General features: G+C 39.2%; 19 protein-coding genes. 7 read left to right on the top strand and 12 right to left on the bottom strand.

The features are described 5' to 3' along the window. Positions 1 to 96: 96 nt before the first annotated feature. Positions 97 to 1194, top strand: coding sequence for a hypothetical protein (locus G7Y57_RS15740; RefSeq protein ID WP_165026263.1), 1098 nt, complete (start codon positions 97 to 99; stop codon positions 1192 to 1194). A gap of 83 nt (positions 1195 to 1277) precedes the next feature. Here G7Y57_RS15740 and G7Y57_RS15735 read toward each other — a convergent pair whose 3' ends face one another. The 4 genes from G7Y57_RS15735 to G7Y57_RS15720 all read right to left on the bottom strand — a co-directional run bounded on the left by G7Y57_RS15735 (position 1278) and on the right by G7Y57_RS15720 (position 6307). Beyond that, the gene (locus G7Y57_RS15735) at positions 1278 to 2633 is read right to left on the bottom strand and encodes an FISUMP domain-containing protein (RefSeq protein WP_165026259.1); all 1356 of its coding nucleotides are present in this window, start codon (positions 2631 to 2633) and stop codon (positions 1278 to 1280) included. 344 nt (positions 2634 to 2977) lie between these two features. Beyond that, a complete protein-coding gene (locus G7Y57_RS15730; RefSeq protein ID WP_185153946.1) occupies positions 2978 to 4000 on the bottom strand; it encodes a peptidoglycan DD-metalloendopeptidase family protein in 1023 nt (340 codons plus the stop codon). A gap of 7 nt (positions 4001 to 4007) precedes the next feature. Then, positions 4008 to 4469 carry a nucleoside-diphosphate kinase gene (gene ndk / locus G7Y57_RS15725; protein ID WP_165026255.1) on the bottom strand — a complete coding sequence of 154 codons (462 nt, stop codon included), beginning with the start codon at positions 4467 to 4469 and terminating at the stop codon, positions 4008 to 4010. 509 nt (positions 4470 to 4978) lie between these two features. After that, complete coding sequence (locus G7Y57_RS15720) at positions 4979 to 6307, bottom strand: solute carrier family 23 protein (protein WP_165026252.1); 1329 nt, start codon at positions 6305 to 6307, stop codon at positions 4979 to 4981. 494 nt (positions 6308 to 6801) lie between these two features. On the opposite strand from G7Y57_RS15720, the gene G7Y57_RS15715 reads away from it, so the two are divergent. Then, entirely contained in the window at positions 6802 to 7386 is a 585-nt protein-coding gene (locus G7Y57_RS15715) for a sugar O-acetyltransferase (protein WP_165026249.1), read from the top strand. Positions 7387 to 7561: 175 nt separating this feature from the next. Here the strand turns inward: G7Y57_RS15715 and G7Y57_RS15710 are convergent, their stop codons facing one another. Both G7Y57_RS15710 and G7Y57_RS15705 read right to left on the bottom strand, forming a co-directional pair. After that, positions 7562 to 9379 (bottom strand): DUF4139 domain-containing protein, encoded by a 1818-nt coding sequence (locus G7Y57_RS15710; RefSeq protein WP_165026246.1) that lies wholly within the window; start codon positions 9377 to 9379, stop codon positions 7562 to 7564. Between the two features lie 438 nt (positions 9380 to 9817). Continuing rightward, positions 9818 to 12031 (bottom strand): RelA/SpoT family protein, encoded by a 2214-nt coding sequence (locus tag G7Y57_RS15705; RefSeq protein WP_165026243.1) that lies wholly within the window; start codon positions 12029 to 12031, stop codon positions 9818 to 9820. A gap of 298 nt (positions 12032 to 12329) precedes the next feature. Between G7Y57_RS15705 and G7Y57_RS15700 the strand changes: the two genes are divergently transcribed. After that, complete coding sequence (locus G7Y57_RS15700) at positions 12330 to 12818, top strand: GNAT family N-acetyltransferase (RefSeq protein ID WP_165026240.1); 489 nt, start codon at positions 12330 to 12332, stop codon at positions 12816 to 12818. Between the two features lie 250 nt (positions 12819 to 13068). On the opposite strand, the gene G7Y57_RS15695 is transcribed toward G7Y57_RS15700, so the two are convergent. Beyond that, positions 13069 to 13755: a DUF1062 domain-containing protein gene (locus tag G7Y57_RS15695; protein ID WP_165026237.1), complete on the bottom strand. Its 687-nt coding sequence runs from the start codon at positions 13753 to 13755 to the stop codon at positions 13069 to 13071. A gap of 277 nt (positions 13756 to 14032) precedes the next feature. Beyond that, positions 14033 to 14875, bottom strand: coding sequence for a GNAT family N-acetyltransferase (locus G7Y57_RS15690; protein ID WP_221412142.1), 843 nt, complete (start codon positions 14873 to 14875; stop codon positions 14033 to 14035). Between the two features lie 126 nt (positions 14876 to 15001). Between G7Y57_RS15690 and G7Y57_RS15685 the strand changes: the two genes are divergently transcribed. Continuing rightward, a complete protein-coding gene (locus G7Y57_RS15685; RefSeq protein WP_165026235.1) occupies positions 15002 to 15385 on the top strand; it encodes a hypothetical protein in 384 nt (127 codons plus the stop codon). Positions 15386 to 15543: 158 nt separating this feature from the next. Here the strand turns inward: G7Y57_RS15685 and G7Y57_RS15680 are convergent, their stop codons facing one another. Beyond that, positions 15544 to 15999 (bottom strand): cupin domain-containing protein, encoded by a 456-nt coding sequence (locus G7Y57_RS15680; RefSeq protein ID WP_165026233.1) that lies wholly within the window; start codon positions 15997 to 15999, stop codon positions 15544 to 15546. 104 nt (positions 16000 to 16103) lie between these two features. Beyond that, complete coding sequence (locus G7Y57_RS15675) at positions 16104 to 16529, bottom strand: helix-turn-helix domain-containing protein (RefSeq protein ID WP_165026232.1); 426 nt, start codon at positions 16527 to 16529, stop codon at positions 16104 to 16106. A 703-nt stretch (positions 16530 to 17232) separates the two neighbouring features. Here G7Y57_RS15675 and G7Y57_RS15670 point away from each other — a divergent pair. Both G7Y57_RS15670 and G7Y57_RS15665 read left to right on the top strand, forming a co-directional pair. Continuing rightward, positions 17233 to 17829 carry a hypothetical protein gene (locus tag G7Y57_RS15670; RefSeq protein WP_165026230.1) on the top strand — a complete coding sequence of 199 codons (597 nt, stop codon included), beginning with the start codon at positions 17233 to 17235 and terminating at the stop codon, positions 17827 to 17829. Between the two features lie 134 nt (positions 17830 to 17963). Further along, a complete protein-coding gene (locus G7Y57_RS15665; RefSeq protein WP_165026228.1) occupies positions 17964 to 18257 on the top strand; it encodes a hypothetical protein in 294 nt (97 codons plus the stop codon). 201 nt (positions 18258 to 18458) lie between these two features. Here G7Y57_RS15665 and G7Y57_RS15660 read toward each other — a convergent pair whose 3' ends face one another. Both G7Y57_RS15660 and G7Y57_RS15655 read right to left on the bottom strand, forming a co-directional pair. After that, entirely contained in the window at positions 18459 to 19763 is a 1305-nt protein-coding gene (locus G7Y57_RS15660) for an anaerobic C4-dicarboxylate transporter family protein (protein WP_165026329.1), read from the bottom strand. 36 nt (positions 19764 to 19799) lie between these two features. Then, entirely contained in the window at positions 19800 to 21113 is a 1314-nt protein-coding gene (locus G7Y57_RS15655) for a gliding motility-associated C-terminal domain-containing protein (protein ID WP_165026226.1), read from the bottom strand. A 357-nt stretch (positions 21114 to 21470) separates the two neighbouring features. Here G7Y57_RS15655 and G7Y57_RS15650 point away from each other — a divergent pair, with 357 nt between their 5' ends. Further along, on the top strand, positions 21471 to 22244 hold the full coding sequence (locus tag G7Y57_RS15650) for a hypothetical protein (protein ID WP_165026224.1): 774 nt from the start codon (positions 21471 to 21473) through the stop codon (positions 22242 to 22244). Positions 22245 to 22246: the final 2 nt, after the last annotated feature.

Here is a 22246-nt window from a genome sequence, read left to right as displayed (position 1 = left end):
ATAACTCATCAACACTCCATATACTCTCTGCCCTCTCCCTTTGGGGAGGGGAGGTATAGAAGGGGTTAGAATTTAGGAGATATCTTAAAACAAAGCATGTCAGAAACAGACGAAAACATCAATATGAGCAATGCCACATTTCAATGCATGAATTGTGGAGCCTCGCTAAAATATAAACCGGGTACAACATTCCTGCATTGCGACTATTGCAATACAGATACCCCCATAGATATAAAGCCTGTGGAAGAAGTTGTAGAACTCGACTTCGAAAAATACGCAGGAGCCTATGAGGAGATAAACCTTAAAGCAACAAAAATTATAGGCTGCCGTAAATGTGGAGCGGAATCGACTTTCGACGAGAATACCAAATCGATTGCATGCCCCTATTGTAATACCCCACTTATAGAATCTGATGCACATGAAGAGCGACTCATACAAGCATCTTACATACTGCCCTTTCATATAGCAGACGACTGCGTAAACGAGCATTTGCACAAGTGGCTAAAATCATTATGGTTTGCACCAAACAAACTAAAGAGAAGAGCTATGCAAACCGATCAGCTGCAAGGACTTTATATCCCTTGCTGGACGTATGATGCTCAAACCGAAACCTCCTATACCGGAAAACGGGGAGATACCTATACCGTGACCGTAGGTAGCGGCAACAATAAGCGTACCGAAATCCGTACCCGCTGGACGTATTGCAGCGGTAATGTTTCTTTGTTCTTCGACGATATTATGGTATCGGCATCAAAACACATCAACCAAGCATTACTCGATCAGGTAAGCGGTGGAGGCGGATGGGATACAATAAATATGGTTGAAGCAGACAATCGCTTTCTCAGTGGGTTTTCGACCGAAAAATACACGACCAATCTGCGCGATGGCTTCAACACCGCCAAGAGGGTTATAAACGATAGGATAGACTCTAAAATAAGATATGATATTGGTGGCGACAAGCAGCAAATAGATTCTAAAGACACGAAAATCACCGATATTAAGTTCAAACTTATCCTTTTGCCTGTCTACATATCTTCTTATACTTACAAAAATAAACTATATAGTTTCTATATGAACGGACGAAACGGAAATATAACAGGAAGCAGGCCATATAGCACCATCAAAATTATACTGGCTATTATTGCGGGCTTACTTGCCATTGCAGGAATATATTATCTGTATACGCAACAATAAATAGTATTATCTCTAACAAAAAAGGCTATCGAAAATAAAATTCCGATAGCCTTTCATTATATAAATCAGCACCATTGATTGCATCAGCTTTGATTTCTCATACAACGTACCGAAAACATGTTATTTCGAGCGCCACCACTATAACTAACAGTAGAAAGAGCTGGGTCTAACGCACGTTTCCATGCATTGCTGGCACTATGGCTACTGCTCGACCAATAATGTGTTCCTGTACCAAAACCCTGAATACCTCCGTTGTTGGCAAAGCCGGACATAAAAATATTAAAACCACCCGCATTGGCGGCTTTACTCGTTCCCACAAGAGTCGTTCCGGTGGTAGTGCTTCGCATAGCTTGCCCATGGAAAGTACCCCGAGTAGCACTTGTATTAGTATAAGAAATAATACCACTTACACCAATAGTCGGTGTAGAACTAAATTTGATTGTATTAACAATAATTCCATTCTCCAGATTAGTCCACTCCCTGTCGCTAGGCAAATGCCAGCCTCTCGGGCAAACACCCTGAACCCGTGAACCTTCATTTAGCCCCCCTTCATTAGCAGTACTTACTTTGGAGTTGCTCGCAGCTGCCCATGTATATAATAATCCATGAGTGGTAGCATTAGCAGCAGCTGTACCCGGATATTGCCAATAAGTAGAAGTATAATTTGTACCTGTATTGGTTGTAGGCCCACTTAATGCCTGAACAATCGTTTCACCATTATCACGTTGGGTATCGTAAGTTCTTGCTCTCAGATTGTCTGCCATCCAGACACCATCTTCGAAAGCACCATAGACTGGAACTTGAAGAGTTCCACTAGTAACAAAATTTGGAGTATTGGGATCACAAGAATAGCTATCCTTAGTCTCATAAGTATCTATTCTTTTATTTATTGCGACGTAAAAACGGGTATAATTATAGATTTCGTTATCCCGAGAATCGGTATAAGTACCTAAATAACCTAACGGATATTGTCCCCTATCTTTACCAACAGGCCAATCGGTAGCAATGGCGGGATCGAGGAATGTAAATACATTAGTCCCTTGAGATATAAGTGTTGTCATAGTAGCCCATGTCGGATAGTCTACAATAGGTTCCCATTTAGCTCCATCCCAAACATGCGTACCCGGACATAAACGATCCTGAGCATTAGTAGTTATTGTGGTCACATTATAGACGACCAAGCCGGTATGTATTGCACTATTATCACCTTCTGTTCCATCTGCACAGGGCTGTAGTGAATTTCTATTAACGAGAGTTACACGAGGTAAAATTAACCCTTTATCAGAATTCCCGTTAGGATTCTCTTTCAAGTCGAGTAATGCACCTTTCATCGGTTCCGTATATGTACCGATCGTTACCTGAGCATTCAATTCTGCGGTTAAGGTTAAGAAACAGAAAAGAAACAATAAAAATAATTTCTTTATAAATACTGTTATCATACAATATTGTAGTTTTAATTATAGAACATTAGAATAAGCATTTTAAAATCAACAAGACACAAGCATGAAATTCCACTGTTCCAAAAAAAGACAGAACTAATCAGCATATTCTCGTTTGAATACGGCAATAATGCAGCCGTTGTATTCTGGTACCAATTGAGCATTATAATTGAGTATTTGGGGCGTCAAAAGTACTCATTAGTACGATATATACAAAACAATCAACCTTAAATATTGTTCATTTAAGCACTTGTAATACACCCGAATACATAAAAAACAAAATAAAAAAAGGTTGCCGAAAATAATCGACAACCTTTTTATGATATAATAGTATTAGTATCTCTCTATGAGACGCGTAGCGATTTACCCGGACGCAAAACTGTTTTAGTTGTAATACTGTTCAGCGCACAAATCTTGCTTACAGAAGTACCATGTTTTCGGGCTATAGCACCAAGCGTATCTCCTTTTGTTATTCGATGATAGCCAACCGATCCCGAAGCATATTTATTTGTAGTGGTCTTTTTAGAACGGGTTGTACCCGCAGCCAAAGTAGCAGCTCCACGTTTCGATGCTCTGGTCGGATAATCAAACGAATTTGATGTTATCATATATGTATCCCTATGACATACCTTATTATCAAAATCGACTATTTCGATCGGATTGATAGGCTTACCTAAAAATCTGAATTCGAAATGAAGATGAGATCCTGTCGAACGTCCTGTATTTCCACCTAAAGCGATAGGGTCGCCCGATTTTACTACATCGTCTTCCTCTACTAAGAATTTAGAAAGGTGACCATAAACAGTCTCCAACCCATTAGAATGGCGAAGTGCTATATAGTAGCCATATCCGCGTCTTTCGTATTGCTTTAGACGTACTTTTCCGTCGAATGCGGCATAAATAGTATCTCCTACCTGCACCTTAAGGTCGATACCGTAATGCATACGGCGGCGACGAGGTCCGAAGTTAGAAGTAGTATGCCCCATGGTCGGCATTGTGAAATTAGATAAATCTACCTTGAACGTGTCAGGCACATTATCTATCGCACGATATGCATTAACATAACGATTGTTCCACACACCACCATATAATTCTTCTGCCGGAATTTCATCTGCAGCTAAAACGCGCTCTTCCTGTACTTCTTTGAGTATAGAAAGATCGCGTTTTATCTTTATTCCATCAGCGTATAGATTGTTGTTTTGAACGATTTTACTGTGACGTTGTTTGTAGGTTAACTCGACTCTGCTGTCGTCTGCTTCTGCACTCTTCTGAGCAAAGCTGCTCATAGGTAATAGAAACATAGCTGCTATAGGTAAGACCTTTAAGCGCTTCAGATTTTGTTTCAATAATTTTGTACTTTTCTGCATAATTTCTTTATATCTCGTCATTGGCATACAAATATCCAAAGACGGATGGTTTATACTCAAATAATTCATTCTCGTTAAAAAAACGTTTCAGCTCTACCTCTGCGGATTCGGGAGAGTCTGATGCATGCACTATATTCTCTTGCGAGCTTATAGACATATCCCCTCTTATAGTACCCTGTTCGGCATTACGCCCATTGGTAGCTCCGGTCATAGCCCGTACAACTTTGATAGCCTCAAGGCCTTCCCAGCATTGTACAATTACGGGACTGGCTTCCATAGAATTCTTGATACGGTTAAAAAAAGGCTCGTCTTTAAGATGAGCATAATGTTCGTATAAAATGGCATCATCGAGTTGAACCATTTTCATTCCGGCCAAGCGTAATCCTTTTCTTTCGAAACGGGAAATAACCTCTCCTATTAGTGCTCTTTGAACACACGAAGGCTTTAGTATAACAAGGGTTTTCTCCATATTTTGTTTCGAAATAAGTATGTTCTTTTTTGGGTGATGGGCAAATATAGGGTAATTTTCAATGCATTACAACTTTAAACTTCTTAAAAAATGTCATACACGCACTCCGATTTGTATGTTGTACAACAGTTAACCCGATTAAAGCTGCTAATAACAAGGAAGATAAGGATGCGTCACAAACACCCAGCTTATTAACTAATTATAACACTCTCTAATAAAAAATAACCCGAAAGGTATTTTGGGCTTATTCGCTATTTTAACCAAAAAGCAACAATCGTAAAAACAGATATTGTCATCCTCTCTGTCATTCCGAAATGAAAGCCCCTCCTAACCTCCCCCAAGGGGAGGAATACAAAGAGAGTATACAAAGAGCCCCTCCTTGGGAGGGGTTGGGGAGGCTAGACAGCTCCCTCACTATGTTTCGGGATGACAGGAAAGAAAAGAGAAATAACAAAAATGGGTATAAGATTAATTCCTATACCCATTTTCATTATATATAATATGAATGATTATTCGTCAAACATTTTATCAAAATCGACAACTTCTTTGCCCGGCAATACCTGATTGAGCAACACGCCAATGATAGATGCAAGAGCCATGCCCTCGAGCGATAATAGCTTACCGATATGAATAGCTGCACCACCGATACCGATAACAAGAATAACCGAAGCGATGATAAGGTTGCGCTTCAAACTAAAGTCAACTTTATTTTCGACCAACATACGCAATCCACTCGATGCTATGATACCAAATAGCAGGATAGATACTCCACCCATTACCGGAGTAGGTATAGTAGCCAGCAAAACAGCTATTTTGCCACAAAACCCGAAAAGGATAGCGAAGATGGCCGCTCCTACAAACAGGTAGATACTGAATGCGCGCGTAATAGCCAACACGCCTATGTTCTCGCCGTAAGTAGTGCTGGGAGGTCCGCCGATACCGGCTGCAACCATAGTTGCAATACCGTCGCCCAACATAGAACGATCGAGACCCGGATCTTTTATAAGGTCTTTACTTACAACCTTACTCAACACCAATTGATGACCGATATGCTCTGCTATGGGCACAATGGCAACGGGAACCATCAATAAAAATATTTTCCACGAAAAAGTCGGAGTGTAATCTACGAAAGGGAATTCGAATGGTGGTACTTGGAACCAATTGGCTTCGATAACGGGTTGCAGATTGACCATTCCGATACAGAAAGCAAACAAATATCCTCCTACAATACCTACTAAAACGGGGATTACACTCAGAAAGCCTTTGGTAAATATGGCAGTAACAACTGTGATGGTAAGGGTAACCAGACCGACCAATACAAAATTGAGATCGTAGCCCAGCGGATTATCATCGGTAATCATACCACTATTGTAAGTCACCATCTTAATAGCAGTAACCGACAATCCCAAACCGATAACCATAATAACCGGACCGACCACGATAGGCGGTAACAGTTTCATCAGCCAACCTGTTCCGGCACGATTGATTATAAGTGCCACAACGGTATAGGTAAGCCCCACAAGGAAACTACCTACAAGGAAACTACCGGGTGCTAATTGCCCCGACATCGCAGCCTCCATCCCTTTGGCTGTGGTGATGGGTACAATAAAGGCAAAGGACGATCCCAGATAGGATGGCACTTTGCCTTGTGTGATTACGATAAAGATAAGTGTTCCGATACCACTCGATATTAAAGCTACTGCGGGACTCATACCCGTTAGGGCAGGAACAAGCACCGTTGCGCCAAACATAGCAAAGAGGTGCTGAATACTCAACAGTAACCACTGCAAGGGTTTAGGTTTATCTTGTATACCTAAGACGACTTTCTGATTTTCCATTTTTTTATATTTTGATGCAAAATAAACAATAATAATTGAGATTAAAGTTGTCTCCTCTTTTAATTTTAGTAACAGTGTTGCAAATAGATAGGCATAAATTTTAGATTAGAGTCTATCTGCCTCTGTCATCCCGAAACATAGTGAGGGATCTGTCTAGCCTCCCCAACCCCTCCCAAGGAGGGGCTCCTAATCCCCAAGAGGGATTTATTATCCGTCTTTGTCATCCCGATACGCAGTGAGGGATCTGTTGTCTCTCGGGTTTATCAGCCAATGGCTATTAGCTATCAGCCTATTTCATAATAGATCCCTCACTACGTTTCGGGATGACAAAGAGGGTTTCAGTTTCGGAATGACAGAGACGGATAAACTCATAATTTATCATTCATAATTATTTTATATATCCTCTAATTTTTCTAAACCTCATCGTTAAGACATATCTATTTTTAGTACCTTGCCTCTCACATTTGAGGAATAGAGAATAATAAAACACTATTATGACTGAAAAAGAAAAAGCGGCAAAAGGATTACTTTACGATGCCAATTACGACAAGGAAATAATAAAGGAACGGGAAAATGCAAAGGTGTTATTATACGAATATAACTTATTGCATCCGTCTAAACAGGATGAGAGAAAGACGCTATTGAAAAAGCTATTGAGCAAGACCGGTGAAAATTTCATATTCGAACCACCTTTCTATTGCGATTACGGTTTTAATATAGAGATAGGTGAAAACTTTTTTGCCAATATGAATTTTGTTATTCTCGACGGTGCAAAAGTTTGTATAGGCGACAATGTTTTTATTGCACCCAATGTAGGTATTTATACTGCGGGGCATCCTTTAGATGTGGAACAGCGAAACAAAGGATTGGAATATGCCTACCCTGTAACCATCGGCAACAATGTATGGATAGGGGCAGCAGTAACTATTTTGCCCGGTGTAACAATAGGCGACAATACGGTTATAGGTGCAGGAAGCGTTGTGACAAAAGACATTCCATCGAATGTTTTGGCAGTGGGCAATCCATGCAAAGTAATCCGCACGATAACGGATGAGGATAAGAATAAATATAAGTTATGAATACGCTATGTGTAACTCTCTCTGTCATTCCGAACTGAGAGCCCCTCCTAACCTCCCCCAAGGGGAGGAATACAAAGAGGCTATACAAAGAGCCCCTCCTTGGGAGGGGTTGGGGAGGCTACAAAAGGCTGCAATACAGAATTGTATTACAGTCTTTCATATTTTAGGAGATTAATTACAGATTCAAGTTACTGCCTTTCGGGTATTTGACGCTGTAACTTATAATATATTCTTTTGTCTCGCCGGCAGCAAATTCTTCTTCCCAAGTGATAACTCCAACATCTTCTTTGTTAGCAGTCCATGCAGTAGTTTCTTTCAAAAGCTCTACTTCTATATTCTTTTGAGTAGAGATCGGGTACTGATCTTTTACAACCATCTTGATTGTTTTATTCTGATTATTCTTAACAGTTATCTTGTATGTAAATATCTGTCTAGTATCATTACCCAAGAATTTAGTGCTACTGAAATCCTGCATTTTTTCACGTTTTACAGCCACTCGTTTTTCGGTTCCGAGAGTAAGCGCAAGCTTAGACAAGGTAGATGCAGCATTGATAAATGTTTCACCTACATAAGTACCATCGTAAGTGATGTTGGCTTTTCCGCTCAATAGTCCGAGTGTTTCCCAATTGGATATTTCAGCCAACAGATATGTCTCTGTGTCTAATTTAGGAGCAGAATAATATTTATAGTCGGCATTTGTCTCTTTAGTTTGCAGATCTATGCTTTGCTCTTTACCATTGCCCGGGATTGTATAAGCTATATCAATATTATACACACTACTCATATCGTTATCGGCTTGAGTAACATAATCGTCCATGCTGCTCTTGAGCGCCATTACATATACACCACCTGCTGCTTGCGCACCATATTGAGCTACTGCAACACCACCGTTTATAAAATCGCTGCTCTTTATCATCGCAGGATCGATAGAATTATAATAGTCGGCATCCACCGGAGAACCGTCTACATAATAGAGTGGTGTAAGCTGGCTTGGCATTTGTGTGTAATCATCTTTCGATACCTTCATCGCGCTCAACTCTGCAACAGGCAGCATATCATACGAATATGAATTTTGCATTGCCCTGTTTTTCGTACTGCCCATAGCTACCGCATAGTGCATATTTTCGAGAAACCATGCAGAAAACAAAGGCGCAATTTTGCCATTGCTCGGTGTGGCGGTAGATAGAGTTAATTTCACTTTTTCCCAGTCGAGACCGGTAGTTTGGCGAACCTTCGATTTCATCATCATCTTAATCGGCTTGTCGGTCGATGCTATATTTATATCGTAATATGGCACCCACGCCGCAGCAGATGTATAGTAGGTGATAGTAAAATTAGAAGAGATAGCAGCAGGCGCTGAGATAGTAAGCCGTAGAACACCCGATGTTTTATTATTTTTAAGCGACTCTTGATTGAATTGAGTTTCAACTCTTTTTATAGAAGCTTTTATTTCTTGTTCTATTTTTTGATTCGCTTTTTGTGTTTTTTCAAGTTCGAGCGATTTGGTTTTGTAATACTCCATCGTTTTCACCAATTCGTCTATACCTAAGCCTTTGTCCGAACCGGCTACATTTTTATCTGTTCCCTTTTGCAAAAGGTTTTTCAGATTTTCATTTATCGTTATATCAGTCTGAACTGCGCTCAGCTTTTCCCTGTACATGCTGATCGAGTCTTGCAGTTTTTTGGCAATTGGACTGAAGGCTTTATTGCCCGACATATAATCTACCGAATACTCATAAGAAGAAATTATCGCACCATTGGATGTTTTGATTTTCAGACTATTCTTATCTATATTAGGACTTAAGCCTTCTATCCATATTTCATTCTCTCCTTTAGCCAGTGCCGAGGTAGCCGAATGGTTTAATTCTGCACCTTGAAAAAAGACTGTTGCTTCATTCAATTTAGATGGCACAACCTTTTTGTCCTGAGCAAACACTTGTTGTGAAACACTTGCCAATAGCAGAGTAGCGACACATAATAGCTTTGTTTTCATAAAATATAATTTTAGTTTATTTCTTTTACCTGCAATATAGAATCAAACGAGGTGAGGATTTCATAAGTAGCCCACCATTTTTAACGTTTGTTATATTTCTGGTACTTTAAGTTTGCAATAAGGTTATTTAGCACTTTAGCCTCCACGCTGCTTAGCCTCCTCAACCCATCCCAAGGAGGGGCTTAATGCTCGCCTTTGTCATCCCGATACGCAGTGAGGGATCTATTGTCTCTTGGGTTTATCAACCAATAGCTATTAGCTTATTTCAGAACAGATCCCTCACTGCGTATCGGGATGACAAAGTGTGATTAACTCATAACTTATCATTCATAACTCATAACTATTCCAAACATCTTCTTTGCATTCCTCCCCTTGGGGGAGGTTAGGTGGGACTTTCAGTTCGGAATAACAGAATATTGAGAGAAAAGTCAATTGATTTTAACTCAACCGACTTATATCTTTTACTCCTTTCACTGTTCTCAGTTTCTTTATCAATCCGTTCAGAGCATCTGTATTGCTAAGTGTAACGGATATATTCCCCTGAAACAAGCCGTCGTTAGAATCGATACTGATGGAACGCATACTGATTCCGTTTTCTTTAGCAATAATAGAGGTCAGATTATTGATAATACCAATATCATCGTGTCCTATCACCCTCAGCGTAATCGTGTAATTAGAACCCGAGCGTCCCGACCAGCGAGCCGGAATAACCCGATACCCAAAACGTGTAAACATGTCGTGAGCATTAGGGCAGTTCTGGCGATGTATCTTAATACCTTGCGAAGATACAAAGCCGAATATATCGTCACCATAAATCGGATTACAGCATTTAGCCAGTTTGTATTCTACTCCTGTCAGATTATTGTCTATTACTAATTCTTCGTTCTTAGACGAAGTTTTCTCTGTTTCTGTTATCTGTGGAACATAGTTTTCGGCACTGATAGATTCATGCTTTTCGTGCAACTCATTCTCCTTGCGCTCCATCTCGGTGTACTGGTCGATGATGTTGTTTACATCGAGCGTCTCATCGGCTATCTTAACATAGAAGTCGGTAACGGTTTTGAATCCGAGTTTTTTAATAAGCCTCATCATGATAGATTCGTTGATCTCTATCTTTTTATTTTTGACACGGCGTTTGAGCAACTCTTTGGCTATTTCGACCTGTTTGTTCGACTCTTCTTTGAGACTTTGGCGAATCTTGTTTTTAGCCTTTGTGGTAGATACAAAACTAAGCCAGTCTTGTTTAGGCGTCTGGTTAGGCGAAGTTACAATTTCTATCTGATCACCATTTTTCAGCTTGTGACGTATCGAAACATTTTTTCCGTTCACTTTTCCCGATACACATGTCGACCCTATGCGGGAATGAATGGAAAAAGCAAAATCGAGAATAGTAGCTCCATGAGGCAGCTTGTGCAAATCGCCTTTGGGTGTGAAAACATATATCTCGTCGTCGTACAAATCGAGTTTGAAATCTTCGAGCTTTTCATTTGTATCCATGCTCTTATTCTCGAGCATCTCACGCAGATTTGTCAACCAATCATCTACACGCGATTGGCTTTTGAGACCTTTGTATTTCCAATGGGCAGCCAACCCTCGTTCGGCTATCTCGTCCATACGACGGGTACGGATTTGCACCTCTACCCAGCGCGACTGCGGCCCCATCACTGTGGTATGAAGCGATTCATAACCATTACTTTTGGGTATCGACAACCAGTCTTTCAATCTTTTAGGATTGGGCGTGTACAAGTCGGCGACGATAGAGTATATCTGCCAACATTCGGCCTTTTCTTTCTCCAAATCAGAAGTCAGAATGATACGTATTGCAAACAGATCGTAGATGGATTCGAAATCAATCTTCTGTTTCTTAAGTTTATTATTGATGGACGAGATAGATTTCACACGTCCTTTTATATCGTAATTGAGTCCTGTTTCTTTTAGCTTCTCGTCGATCGGAGCAATAAATTCTTCAATATATTTATCGCGGGCGGCTTTGCTTTCACTAATCTTTTGCAAAATATAGTCGTACGACTCACGATCTGTATATTTCAGATATAAGTCTTCGAACTCGGTCTTTATTTTATATAGTCCCAACTTATGGGCAAGAGGTGTATAGAGATAACATACCTCTATTATAAGTTTCATGCGAAACTGTTCTTCGTATTGTTCGGCAGTACGCATCAGGTACAGGCGGCTTGCTATCTTGATCAGGATAACACGCATATCTTCGGCAAAGGAGAGAAGTAGTTTGATGTAGTTTTCTGATGCCAGAGCCGACTGATTGGCATCAAGCGCATTCACTTTCATCAGTCCTTTTACAATTTCGGCAACATCTGTACCGAATGTCTTACCAACTTCTTCTATCGTAATTGTATGATGAGTAACAGGACGATACAAAACCATAGCCAAAATAGCTGCATTCTTAAGACCCAGTTCTTCAATCATAATAAAGATCGTATTGATGGTAAGGTCTGTAACACTACCTATTTTTTCGTCACGATTGTATATCCCGTCTGCCAGCGATTTTTTGATAACCGGGCGAAGATCTTGCATTTCTTTGGGCGAAAGATTGGCTTCCAACCCTGCCAATAGTTTCTTAAACCTTGGCGAATCCAATAAATCGTCGTTATATATAGGGGATCCTTTCTGTTCCATGCTGTGCAAAAATATATGAGCAGAAAAACTCAGTTTCTGATTTAAATATGTGATTGTAAAAATACTGTTTTTTCTTTAGTATAACATCGTTTGGTTGTGAGTTGTTGAGGCGATATCTAAAAATATCTTATTGACGTTCTGTCTGACAGATAGTTTACTCTATATCGGGATACCCCAATATTATATTTATCTCCATTCTAATAAAAATACTTTTGTCTGTTTTCAAATTATATTTTAACTTGCGTCCCTTATTAAAAAAAAACAAATAGGATTTTTCACAAACAACCTAAAGATAGCCATGATAAGAAAATGCTTGGACTCGGAAATAGAGATCATATACGAAATAATAAACGATGCCTCGATAGCATATCAAGATGTAATACCACCCGATAGATGGAAACAGCCATACATGGAAATGAACGAACTGAAAGAGCAAATAGCCGATGGCGTTGCTTTTTGTTGTTATGTGGAAAACAATGAGATGGTCGGCGTAATGGGAATACAGAACAAAGGCGACGTGAAACTGATACGTCATGCTTATGTGAGAACAAGAAACCGAAATGGGGGGATAGGTACAAAATTATTAAACCACTTACTCGATAGCCAAGAGAAGCCGATACTTATAGGTACATGGAAAGATGCTGTGTGGGCGATAGATTTTTACACGAAGAACGGTTTCAGGCTGGTTGAAGAAGAAGAGAAAAATATGCTACTGAAAAAGTATTGGAAGATTCCCGAAAGACAGGTTGAAACATCCGTAGTTCTTGTAGATGCAAAATATAAGTAGAGAAGGATAGCCTCCCCAACCCCTCCCAAGGCAGCCCCCTAATCCCCCAAGGGGGACTAAATACTCGTCTCTGTCATCCCGAAACGTAGTGAGGGATCTCTCTAGCCTCCCCAACCCCTCCCAAGGAGGGGCTCCTATATACCCTTTTTGTATTCCTCCCCTTGGGGGAGGTTAGGTGGGGCTATCGTATCGGGATGACAGAGAGGGTGAAAGATAGGGCAACTCATAACTACTCATTCATACCTCACAATCATTTTACATCCTCTTTTTCCAAATATTTCTTTAGTTTTTCACGATGGATTATCACAGTGATACCGTCTTTGACTTTACTCTTTTTGACAGGGCCTAAAGGCAAGACTGTAATTACACCTGCTTCCAACATTTTCTCTAACTGATTTAACGATATATCGAAACACTTTCTGATAACGTGGGTTAACCTTAGGTTAAGATTGAAAGTCGCTTTAATTTCAAATTCGATTAAATCTACGTCCATCACGATCATATCTTTCAGCGTAACATCCTCACGAACGATGTCGTACTCAATATTGCTATAATCTAATTCCATGCTGTTGCGTCTTATAGTCTCAGCATCGAAAGCGTATATCCACGCCGTTTCTTCATCATTATCACTGAACTTCCGATATAACTCCCTATCAATCAGCTCGGGTCGGGTACGAGACAGGATGGTTATATTGCACGTATTGTCGCACTTCACGCATTTATAAATTAACCACACATCTATACTCCTCTTTTGTGAGTTTAGCCGAAACTTATCGCTGCTATAATACAGATTGCTGCTTTTGCACTTACTGCATTTCCGTTTAAAGAGTGGTGTACTTGTGGGTATTATCTCCCACGTGAATTGGCTGACTGTTTTTGTATTTTTTGTTAATCCCTCCGGATTATTCTGCTTAATATTCTTTGCGAAATTTTTCATTTGCATTCGATGCATATCAATCGAACCTTCCGATCATAGACAATGATCGATGAAGACGATTAGGTGACAGTTAAGCGATTACCTTACCTACGTGAAGGAAACCGTAAACTGATAATAAGTTATAAGAATGAAAAATTTATCAGAGTCGAACGCCCCGATAAAAAGATTATTAGCCTGTAGTTTTAAAGGCTAATATTAAGCAGTAATATATAAGAGAATTGTTCTCAAAGCACAGTTATTTATAAATACTGATGCAAAGATATTATTATTTATTGAATTATCGATGAGATACGATCACCTTTTCCTCTACAACTGATTCACCACATGATTGATCGCTATCGAGCCATTGCCATTTTTCGTTCAATCGTAATCTGCCATCGGGAAGGATTTCTATAAGGCTTTCACATTTACCGATACGAATTTCGCAATCTTCGTTTATATGCTGATAAGAAAAACTCAACCTGCGGCTATCGATAAATTTACCGATCAGAAAACCCCTCGTTATCATACCACCCGAGTATGTAGCCCAGATTACGTCGCCTTGCTGATAATAATGGAATACTGTATCTCCCGACACTTCGCCATTAGCCGTATTTGTCATAGAAGTGAATACCCTACTATTGAGATTTATATCCGATACGGAAATTGTCGGGCACTCCTTTCTCATCACCTGATAGCATAGCACTTTATCGCAAACAAGTTCTTCACGATATTCTATCGGTTGATATCCCCGCTTTATATACATATTAAATGCAGGAAGCGAAGAGTCGAGATGTATGTCATTATATTGGGATGCTATATAGCCTTCGAGCATAGTCATAATTTGCGAACCGAAGCCTCTTCCCTGAAATTCGGGTAAAACAAATACTCTGTTTATCTCATTCCCTTTAATACTTCCTGTTCCAATATACTGCCCATCTTCCACCAAAAGAAATGTATTACCTTTAACCAGATCGGCCAATATGTTATCCTCGCTATGATGGTTTAGAAAGAAATCCACAACTTCGGTCGGATAATACTTTGGGTAGATAGCACGTATTGTCTTATAAACGATACGTTGCACCATATCTAAATCTTGTATTGTTGCTTTTACAAACATAAAGGTATCCATATTTCTCATCAAATTATAAGTGATTTATGCAAGTATAGATGATTCTCATAAATATATTCAATCATATAATTGCCGGAAACAATATATTTTTTAATTTTAACGACACATCCTATTGTTTAACTAAATTTAAGTATTATGAAAAAGCTTTTTTTACTACTTCTATTATTGTTTTCAATGACAATGGCCTTTGCTCAAGCTCCAAGAAGATTATTGACTGAGTTTACTTATGATGCTGCTAATCAAAAACCGTTAATCTTTAGCAGAACATTAGATTTAAATGGGAGTACAATTGATTTTAACTTACCATTTGCTTACCATTTTGAAATAAGGGGATCACATGTTGAGTTTTCTATAAACTACGATGATGTAATGTGGTATTTTTTTCGTAAAGGAGATAAAACTTATTTTGATCTTGAGGTCAGTTTACACAGCAAAAACCACATATGTCCGCCAGGTAGACATAGTTGTGTCCCAACTAGCCTTACGGTAGGAATAATAAGAATTATATATATGGAATAATTTTCATATATAATTAATCAACTTTTCAAAATAGACACTAGCAGTTAAAGTAGGTTTTATCCACTAAAAGGAATATAGGTTATTGCCTAGAAGAGTATTATATAAAGCAACTTGTACTCCATTCACAAAGTACAAGTTGCTATTTTAATAGCAATATTTTATTTCCATTTCGGCTCACAAGCAACCCTTTCTCCGTCTACAAAGGTGCGTTGTTCCAATGATCCTTCTTTCGATTGAATAACCATATAAACCATCGGCTCGTCCGAAGAATTACGCATACCACGCACTCCAGCAGGTGCAACCCTTATTATACTACCCTCCGAGATTGGAAAACTATCGTCGTCTACCTGAAAATCGCCCGAACCTTTCAGTATAATATATGTCTCTTCATTCTGGTAATGAATATGGAAATACGACAGTTCTCTTTTAGGTGGTAACGATTGAAAAGAAATTTCTGTACCCGTGGCTCTGGTAGCATCCTGAACAAACACTTTACCCTCCACCTCTTTTTGTGTCTTCGGGTGAAGGAGCGAATAGTCCATCAATTTATCTAAGCTGCCGATGTTGACAGCCGTATAATTTTCGTTCTCTGCAATAGTTTCGATTTCTTTCATTTCTTTTCAATCATTATTTAGAATGTATAATTACTTACAACAAAAGACTGCACAACGACAGTCTTTTATTAATACGAAAATAGCGAGAGCCTGCACCCTCTCTTTTATTTCTTATCACTCAATAGTTTTTCTAACCAAGCTATCTTCTCTTTTTCTAATTCGAGCATACGCTCATAGAGTGCGACTTTTTCGTTAGTCAATTCAATAATTTTTTCCACAGGGCTATTATATTGAATACTATCTCCTCCGACATTGCCAATACTGCCTTCAGCAAATGTAGGATGATCGAATATGATAGTTGCGGGATCTTCTTTCATCTCTTGCAAAACTTTGAGCGGAACATTCAACGCTTTCGATATTTTATCTAAAGTTTCGTCATCAATAATCTCTTTCGCCTCTTTGTCCGATAATGTCTGTTGAGGCATATCGAGCATAATAGCCAAAGCACCTTGCTTAATGCCTAACACTTCGCGCATTCTTCTAACATTATGCCCGTGATGTGTCTTCTTTATTTTATCTAACTTGTTCATTATTGATCATTTTTTATTTTCAAAACAAATATAGTAAAATATTGTTCCGAAAATTACCGTTTAAGTTCGGAAAATTACCGCCTCATCAAGTACTTTCAACTAAATAGATTTTATTACTTTGTATTTATACCCAACATTTATAATGTAAGCACGCAAACTAAAACTACACTCAACAACATTGCTAAGACTTTTGAATAGTGAGGGCTTAGCTGCTTTACTTAGAAATGATAAAGCCCGAATAAATCGGGCTTTATTCAGCCTCCGATATAGAGTGTTAATATTATTTTAATACGTTTTAGGTGTATTTAATATATAAAAGTACTCAATTATGCAACATATTTCACTTAATTTACTACCTTTGTATATCTTAATATTTAAACGTAAATGTTGTTTATACGATAAGTAATTGCGAATAAAATAGCTTTCCATCGAGGAATAGCTGAACAGTATTGTCAGATTTGACCAATCATCATCTGACCCTTTTACCTAGAAATGTAAAGCCCGATCTTTTCCTGATCGGGCTTTGTCATTATCGGATGCCACATCTACTCTTATGCTATTCCTCACTAATATTGAAAAAGCAAATAAAAATAGTGTTAATATAAATCATCAATCCACTTCATTTTACAAACTTTATACTTTCCGAGAAGCAATATATTAATTGTTAATCCTACTTTTGTGTAGTTAAAAAACAAAACACCATATGAAAGCCAGTAAATATTCGGAACTCGAAAAAGAATACGATTTTAAGAAGAGTTACCTCAACAGCACACCGTGGTGGATGAGTATATTACTTGTTCCGCCCAGTTGCTTTCTTTTCGTCGGACTAATAGGCATACTATACTTGTTTCATAACGATATGCTCGTATCATTCTACCTGATACCTTATATAGTACTATTTCTGTTGGGCACAGTCTGGCTTAAAACTATACGCAAGTATTTACAAAAAGCAGCGATGAGTGCTCCGGGAGCTTTTCATATTTGTCTGGCAAAACCGATTGGTGAGAAAAACGGATATATCTACACTATATTTGTAAATGACAACAGACGTCATGACAAATACCACATAGATAATCTGGCGAAAAGCATTACAGCCGAATCAATGATCGAAGAGCATGAAAACTCAGCAAAAAAGAAGACAATATTGATTCACGATGATGATTCGAACTACTATTTGCGCGCCTATTTCAACAATGATATAACTAAACGAAATGCCGATTGGAAGACTGACGACTTTTTCCCTGTGCTATACATAAACGAAAAACATACACCAATCGTAAAAAAAGCACATTTATTATAAGAAAAAGACGAACAGAATGTTAAACATTAGCATTTTAAATATTATTTCACATTAAAACTTTCAATTTTACCGGATTCCCAGTATATTTGCACAATAATTACGACACAAGCTTCAGAACTTTAGAAACTACAGGTATGCAAACTTTTAAAAAGGCGATTCTTACATTACTTCTTATTCTATTTGTATCTATAAAAGTTGATGCAATTTCTGTCTATGCTTTGCCATCAGCAGAATATTCTTCAATTTCTTTTACAGATAACAGATATGTATTTCCTGCTTATGAAGAGAAATCTCAAAAAGCCGAAGTCAGTATGTGGGATGCAGCATTCAGATTTACACCGAAAGACTACTTACTATGTATCTTATTACTGGGTGTATATGTGATGCTGGTAAGAAAAAAATCAAATTCGCGAAATGCAGATTTTTGATTAAAAGAGCATAACGAAAAAGCTGGAATTTATTTCCGGCTTTTTTTATGTCTTTGCCATTCCAAAACGGAGAGCACCTCCTAACCTCCCCTAAGGGGAGGAATACACAGAGGGTATACAAGAGCCCCTCCTTGGGAGGGGTTGGGGAGGCTAGACAGATAAATAGAGAGCAAATGATACTTATATCGAACTCCCCCTAATTCAAATAAAACCCATCAAATAAATAAGGAAAAATCCTGTAACGATAGACCCTGCCGTAGCTATCAAACCGGGCATCATAAACGAATGGTTCAGTAAATATTTACCAATACGTGTAGTACCTGTTCTATCGAAATTGATAGCTGCCACCACAGTAGGATAGTTAGGGAAAAAGAAATAGCCGTTTACCGCAGGAAACATTGCGATAAGCAGCCAAGGCGATATACCCAAAGCAATGCCCAGCGGAACCATAGCACGTATAGTTGCAGCCTGACTATAAAGCAGGATTGACATAACAAACAAAGCAATGCCAAATAGCCACGGCATAGCAGTAACAACCCCTTCTATCGAATCTTTCAACTGTGCCATATTACCATTGATAAACGTGTCGCCCATCCATGCAATACCGAAAATGGCAACCACTGCCTGCATGCCTGCGGAGAAAACCGAACCTTGAGCAGCCTTGATTCCATTCGTATTGGTAAGCAAAAGAATCAGAGCCGCAGCCGATAACATTAATATTTCGATAACAATAGCCATATTCAGTACACCATTACTTGTTTGGCGTAATTCTTCGACCGACCCCAGCAACACAATAAATACTGTGGCCAGCAAGAAGATAAGCACAGAAGCAGCAGCTCCCCACGAATGCTTTTTCACGACAACCTTTTCTTCCTTCTCGTCGAACATTCCCGATTCTATACGGCGCAAATATTCGGGATCGAACTCCAAATCTTTTCCCACCCGAAGCGAGTATAAAGCACCAAGGAAGACTCCGACCAAAGTGGCGGGAACGCTTATCATCATTATCTGTAATAAAGATATATCATACCCTGCCACCATACTTAACAATGCGACTGTTGCAGCAGATATAGGACTGGCAGTTATAGCCTGTTGTGATGCTATTACAGCAATAGCCATCGGACGTTCGGGACGGATTTTTGTTTCTCTTGCCACCTCGGCAATTACAGGTAGCACCGAGTAGGCTACATGCCCCGTTCCGGAAAGAAATGTAAAAAGATAGGTAACTACCGGACTGAGAAACGTAATACGTGAAGGGTGCTTCCTCAATAGCTTCTCTGCCTGATGAACCATCAGATCGAGACCTCCCGCCGCTTGCATACAACTTGCTGCGGCAATAACCGCTACAATCATCAACATCACATCGATAGGCGGAGAAGTAGGCTCGAGCCCAAAGCCAAAAACAAGCATAGCCAAACCGACACCACCCATCACCCCAAGCCCAATACCCTTTAGCCTGGCGCCAACGATAATGGCGGCAAGAACTATTATAAACTGCAATAACATCATTGTCTTTTCATTTTTGAATATCTAGATCCGGCCTCACCGGCTTCGCAATATATTAATATCACCACCTTTCTTGTAATGGATACCATCCGAACCCATTGCATCTATCACATAGAAATAAACACCCGGTGCAACAAAGCTTCCCTTATATCTGCCATCCCATCCTTTAGCCGGATCGTTCCATTCGTAAAGCTTTACACCCCAGCGGTTGAAGATAGTACACTTAAATCTTACCAACGACTTGTAAGCAACTCTAAACTCATCGTTCGATCCGGGAGAATCGCCCGGTGAGAAATAGTTAGGAACTTCGAGCTTCGACTCTGTTATCTTAAACGACACACTTGCCGTATCTACACAGAGAGAAGAGGCGTCGGCAACCTCAAGCTTTACAACAAAATCGCCCGATTGATTAAATTCATAATTTATATCACGATCGGTGGAACGGGAAATCGGATTTCTAAGATCTGCGGCTCTATAAACGAACCAAGTATAAAACCGAGTTACAGGCTCGTTTCCATACCCGAACAATCTCATTCTCACAGGCGCTGAAAACGAAGTGGATGTACCCTCTTCTTTGTTTATTTCGTTAGGAGAATCCCGTTCTTCTATTTCATAATCGATCTGAGCCTGTACTCTCACCGCCTGATAAGTAGAGGAACTTATAGACTTAGTAATGCCAAAATACTCTGCAATCTGATCACCGCGCAATGTAAATTTAGTATCTATAAGTGGCGCATCTACTACGTATTCGGTTCCTATGTCAAGATTTTTCCGTTCATCCAATTTACTTTTAAACTTTTTACTTGTTGCATCCCACTCCAACGTATTGTAGCTAATTGTATATCTACGAACGACCGACTGCCTTCCGCCATTTCTGCCATAGAAAAACAAATCGTCTGTTTTACTTATTATCAATCGAAGCAATTCACATTTATTCTCATCCTCCATCGGCGAAATAGAAATCAGCGATGGCAGGTGCCGGCTATAATCGAAAATCCATATACCCGATCTCAAAGTCCCATTCTCCTCCACCAGATACCCTCTGTTGTCGACGAGGTTAGATATAGTGTATGTTGTAACGCCCCCACTCGAGTAGGTCGTAATATCGGAAGCAGATATTAAAACCCTATCGTTCCAAGAACTGGTATAATGGTAAAATTTGACAGAAACTGCCGAAGACGCATAAGATATTGTAATGCCCGAAAGGTTATTGAGCAAATAAACTCCCTGCAAACCCGATCCTCCTATATTTTCATTATAAACAAACGGATTGCCCGACACTTTAAACTGCTGAGCAAACAAGGGTATCGACAATATACTGATCAAGCATAAGAATGCTATTCTCTTCATGTTATTCAATTATTTGAATGAAGTTCTAAAAATACGATATAAATCACAAAAGCCGTATCTATGACTTACATAATTTTGTTATGGATATGATTAAAACAAAACAATCGCTTTTATGGTTTTCCATAGACCTATCAGAATAGAACTGCACTGTAACTATTTCATTCTTAAAAAATATTATAATGACTGATGAGCTTTGTCTGCGCAGAAAATAATAGCTAATTTTGTATTCATAAACTCACTCAGCACCAGAAATAAGAATCGTATTCTAATATTAATTCTAAAAAGGGCTTTGTAAAACATAGAATGTTTTAGAATTGTATATTATAGAATTAGAAGGATTTATAAACTTTCATACAAATGAAATATAAAAATATAGCTACACTACTTACTATCATATCAATAGCCTCATTCACTTTTAACACATACGCACAAGTAACCATTGGCTCTGCTGCACCACCCATACCGGGCACCATATTAGAGATAAAAGAGTATGCCGAAGACGATGCCAGAGCAGTGAACGGCTCTAACTCGACTAAAGGAATATCGCTGCCGCGAGTAACACTTACCAGCAAAAATAATTTATTCCCCATGTTTGCCAAAGAAGATGGCGTCAATCCTAATAGTGAATACATAACAAACAAAGCAAATATAGACGCTGAACACACCGGATTAATTGTATATAATACATTAGATGCATCGGGTCTATGTCCCGGTTTATATGTATGGGATGGAAATAAATGGAGTGGCTTAAACGCACCACAAGTGAAATCTGTGACATCCAGTATCGGCGGAATTAATATTAGTAAAGGGGCCAGCACTCCTACAAATATTACACTGATGAATTTGCCGGTATTCGTGACACTAGAGTCCCCTTCTACGTGCCAATCGATTAAAGATATCACCTGGACTACCGAAGGTCCGGCCTCGGTCAGAGTCGACGGAAAAAACATAATTGTTACATATACAGGAGCAACCAACATCGCTGGTGGTCCATTCGCCTATTTTATAGCTACTGCCGGAGATAAAAGCCTTCGGTTCCAAATAAATGTTGCAGAAGACACCACTCCGGTCGACCCGGATCCGGAACCTGACCCAGAGGGGCCTGAAATAACGCCACCTATAATTCCTTAAAA

The sequence above is a fragment of the Dysgonomonas sp. ZJ279 genome, from assembly GCF_011039205.1.
Taxonomy (GTDB): domain Bacteria; phylum Bacteroidota; class Bacteroidia; order Bacteroidales; family Dysgonomonadaceae; genus Dysgonomonas.
Note: the sequence above shows the minus strand (reverse complement) of the source record. Positions and strands in the feature narration are given on the sequence as shown.

Coding starts and splice junctions, on each gene's coding strand:
- G7Y57_RS15675 (WP_165026232.1), bottom strand. CDS start 16,529: ATGAACAAGTTAGATAAAATAAAGAAGACACATCACGGGCATAATGTT.
- G7Y57_RS15730 (WP_185153946.1), bottom strand. CDS start 4,000: ATGCAGAAAAGTACAAAATTATTGAAACAAAATCTGAAGCGCTTAAAG.
- G7Y57_RS15740 (WP_165026263.1), top strand. CDS start 97: ATGTCAGAAACAGACGAAAACATCAATATGAGCAATGCCACATTTCAA.
- G7Y57_RS15665 (WP_165026228.1), top strand. CDS start 17,964: ATGCAAACTTTTAAAAAGGCGATTCTTACATTACTTCTTATTCTATTT.
- G7Y57_RS15705 (WP_165026243.1), bottom strand. CDS start 12,031: ATGGAACAGAAAGGATCCCCTATATATAACGACGATTTATTGGATTCG.
- G7Y57_RS15720 (WP_165026252.1), bottom strand. CDS start 6,307: ATGGAAAATCAGAAAGTCGTCTTAGGTATACAAGATAAACCTAAACCC.
- G7Y57_RS15685 (WP_165026235.1), top strand. CDS start 15,002: ATGAAAAAGCTTTTTTTACTACTTCTATTATTGTTTTCAATGACAATG.
- G7Y57_RS15695 (WP_165026237.1), bottom strand. CDS start 13,755: ATGAAAAATTTCGCAAAGAATATTAAGCAGAATAATCCGGAGGGATTA.
- G7Y57_RS15650 (WP_165026224.1), top strand. CDS start 21,471: ATGAAATATAAAAATATAGCTACACTACTTACTATCATATCAATAGCC.
- G7Y57_RS15710 (WP_165026246.1), bottom strand. CDS start 9,379: ATGAAAACAAAGCTATTATGTGTCGCTACTCTGCTATTGGCAAGTGTT.
- G7Y57_RS15680 (WP_165026233.1), bottom strand. CDS start 15,999: ATGAAAGAAATCGAAACTATTGCAGAGAACGAAAATTATACGGCTGTC.
- G7Y57_RS15670 (WP_165026230.1), top strand. CDS start 17,233: ATGAAAGCCAGTAAATATTCGGAACTCGAAAAAGAATACGATTTTAAG.
- G7Y57_RS15735 (WP_165026259.1), bottom strand. CDS start 2,633: ATGATAACAGTATTTATAAAGAAATTATTTTTATTGTTTCTTTTCTGT.
- G7Y57_RS15660 (WP_165026329.1), bottom strand. CDS start 19,763: ATGTTATTGCAGTTTATAATAGTTCTTGCCGCCATTATCGTTGGCGCC.
- G7Y57_RS15655 (WP_165026226.1), bottom strand. CDS start 21,113: ATGAAGAGAATAGCATTCTTATGCTTGATCAGTATATTGTCGATACCC.
- G7Y57_RS15700 (WP_165026240.1), top strand. CDS start 12,330: ATGATAAGAAAATGCTTGGACTCGGAAATAGAGATCATATACGAAATA.
- ndk (WP_165026255.1), bottom strand. CDS start 4,469: ATGGAGAAAACCCTTGTTATACTAAAGCCTTCGTGTGTTCAAAGAGCA.
- G7Y57_RS15715 (WP_165026249.1), top strand. CDS start 6,802: ATGACTGAAAAAGAAAAAGCGGCAAAAGGATTACTTTACGATGCCAAT.
- G7Y57_RS15690 (WP_221412142.1), bottom strand. CDS start 14,875: ATGAGAAATATGGATACCTTTATGTTTGTAAAAGCAACAATACAAGAT.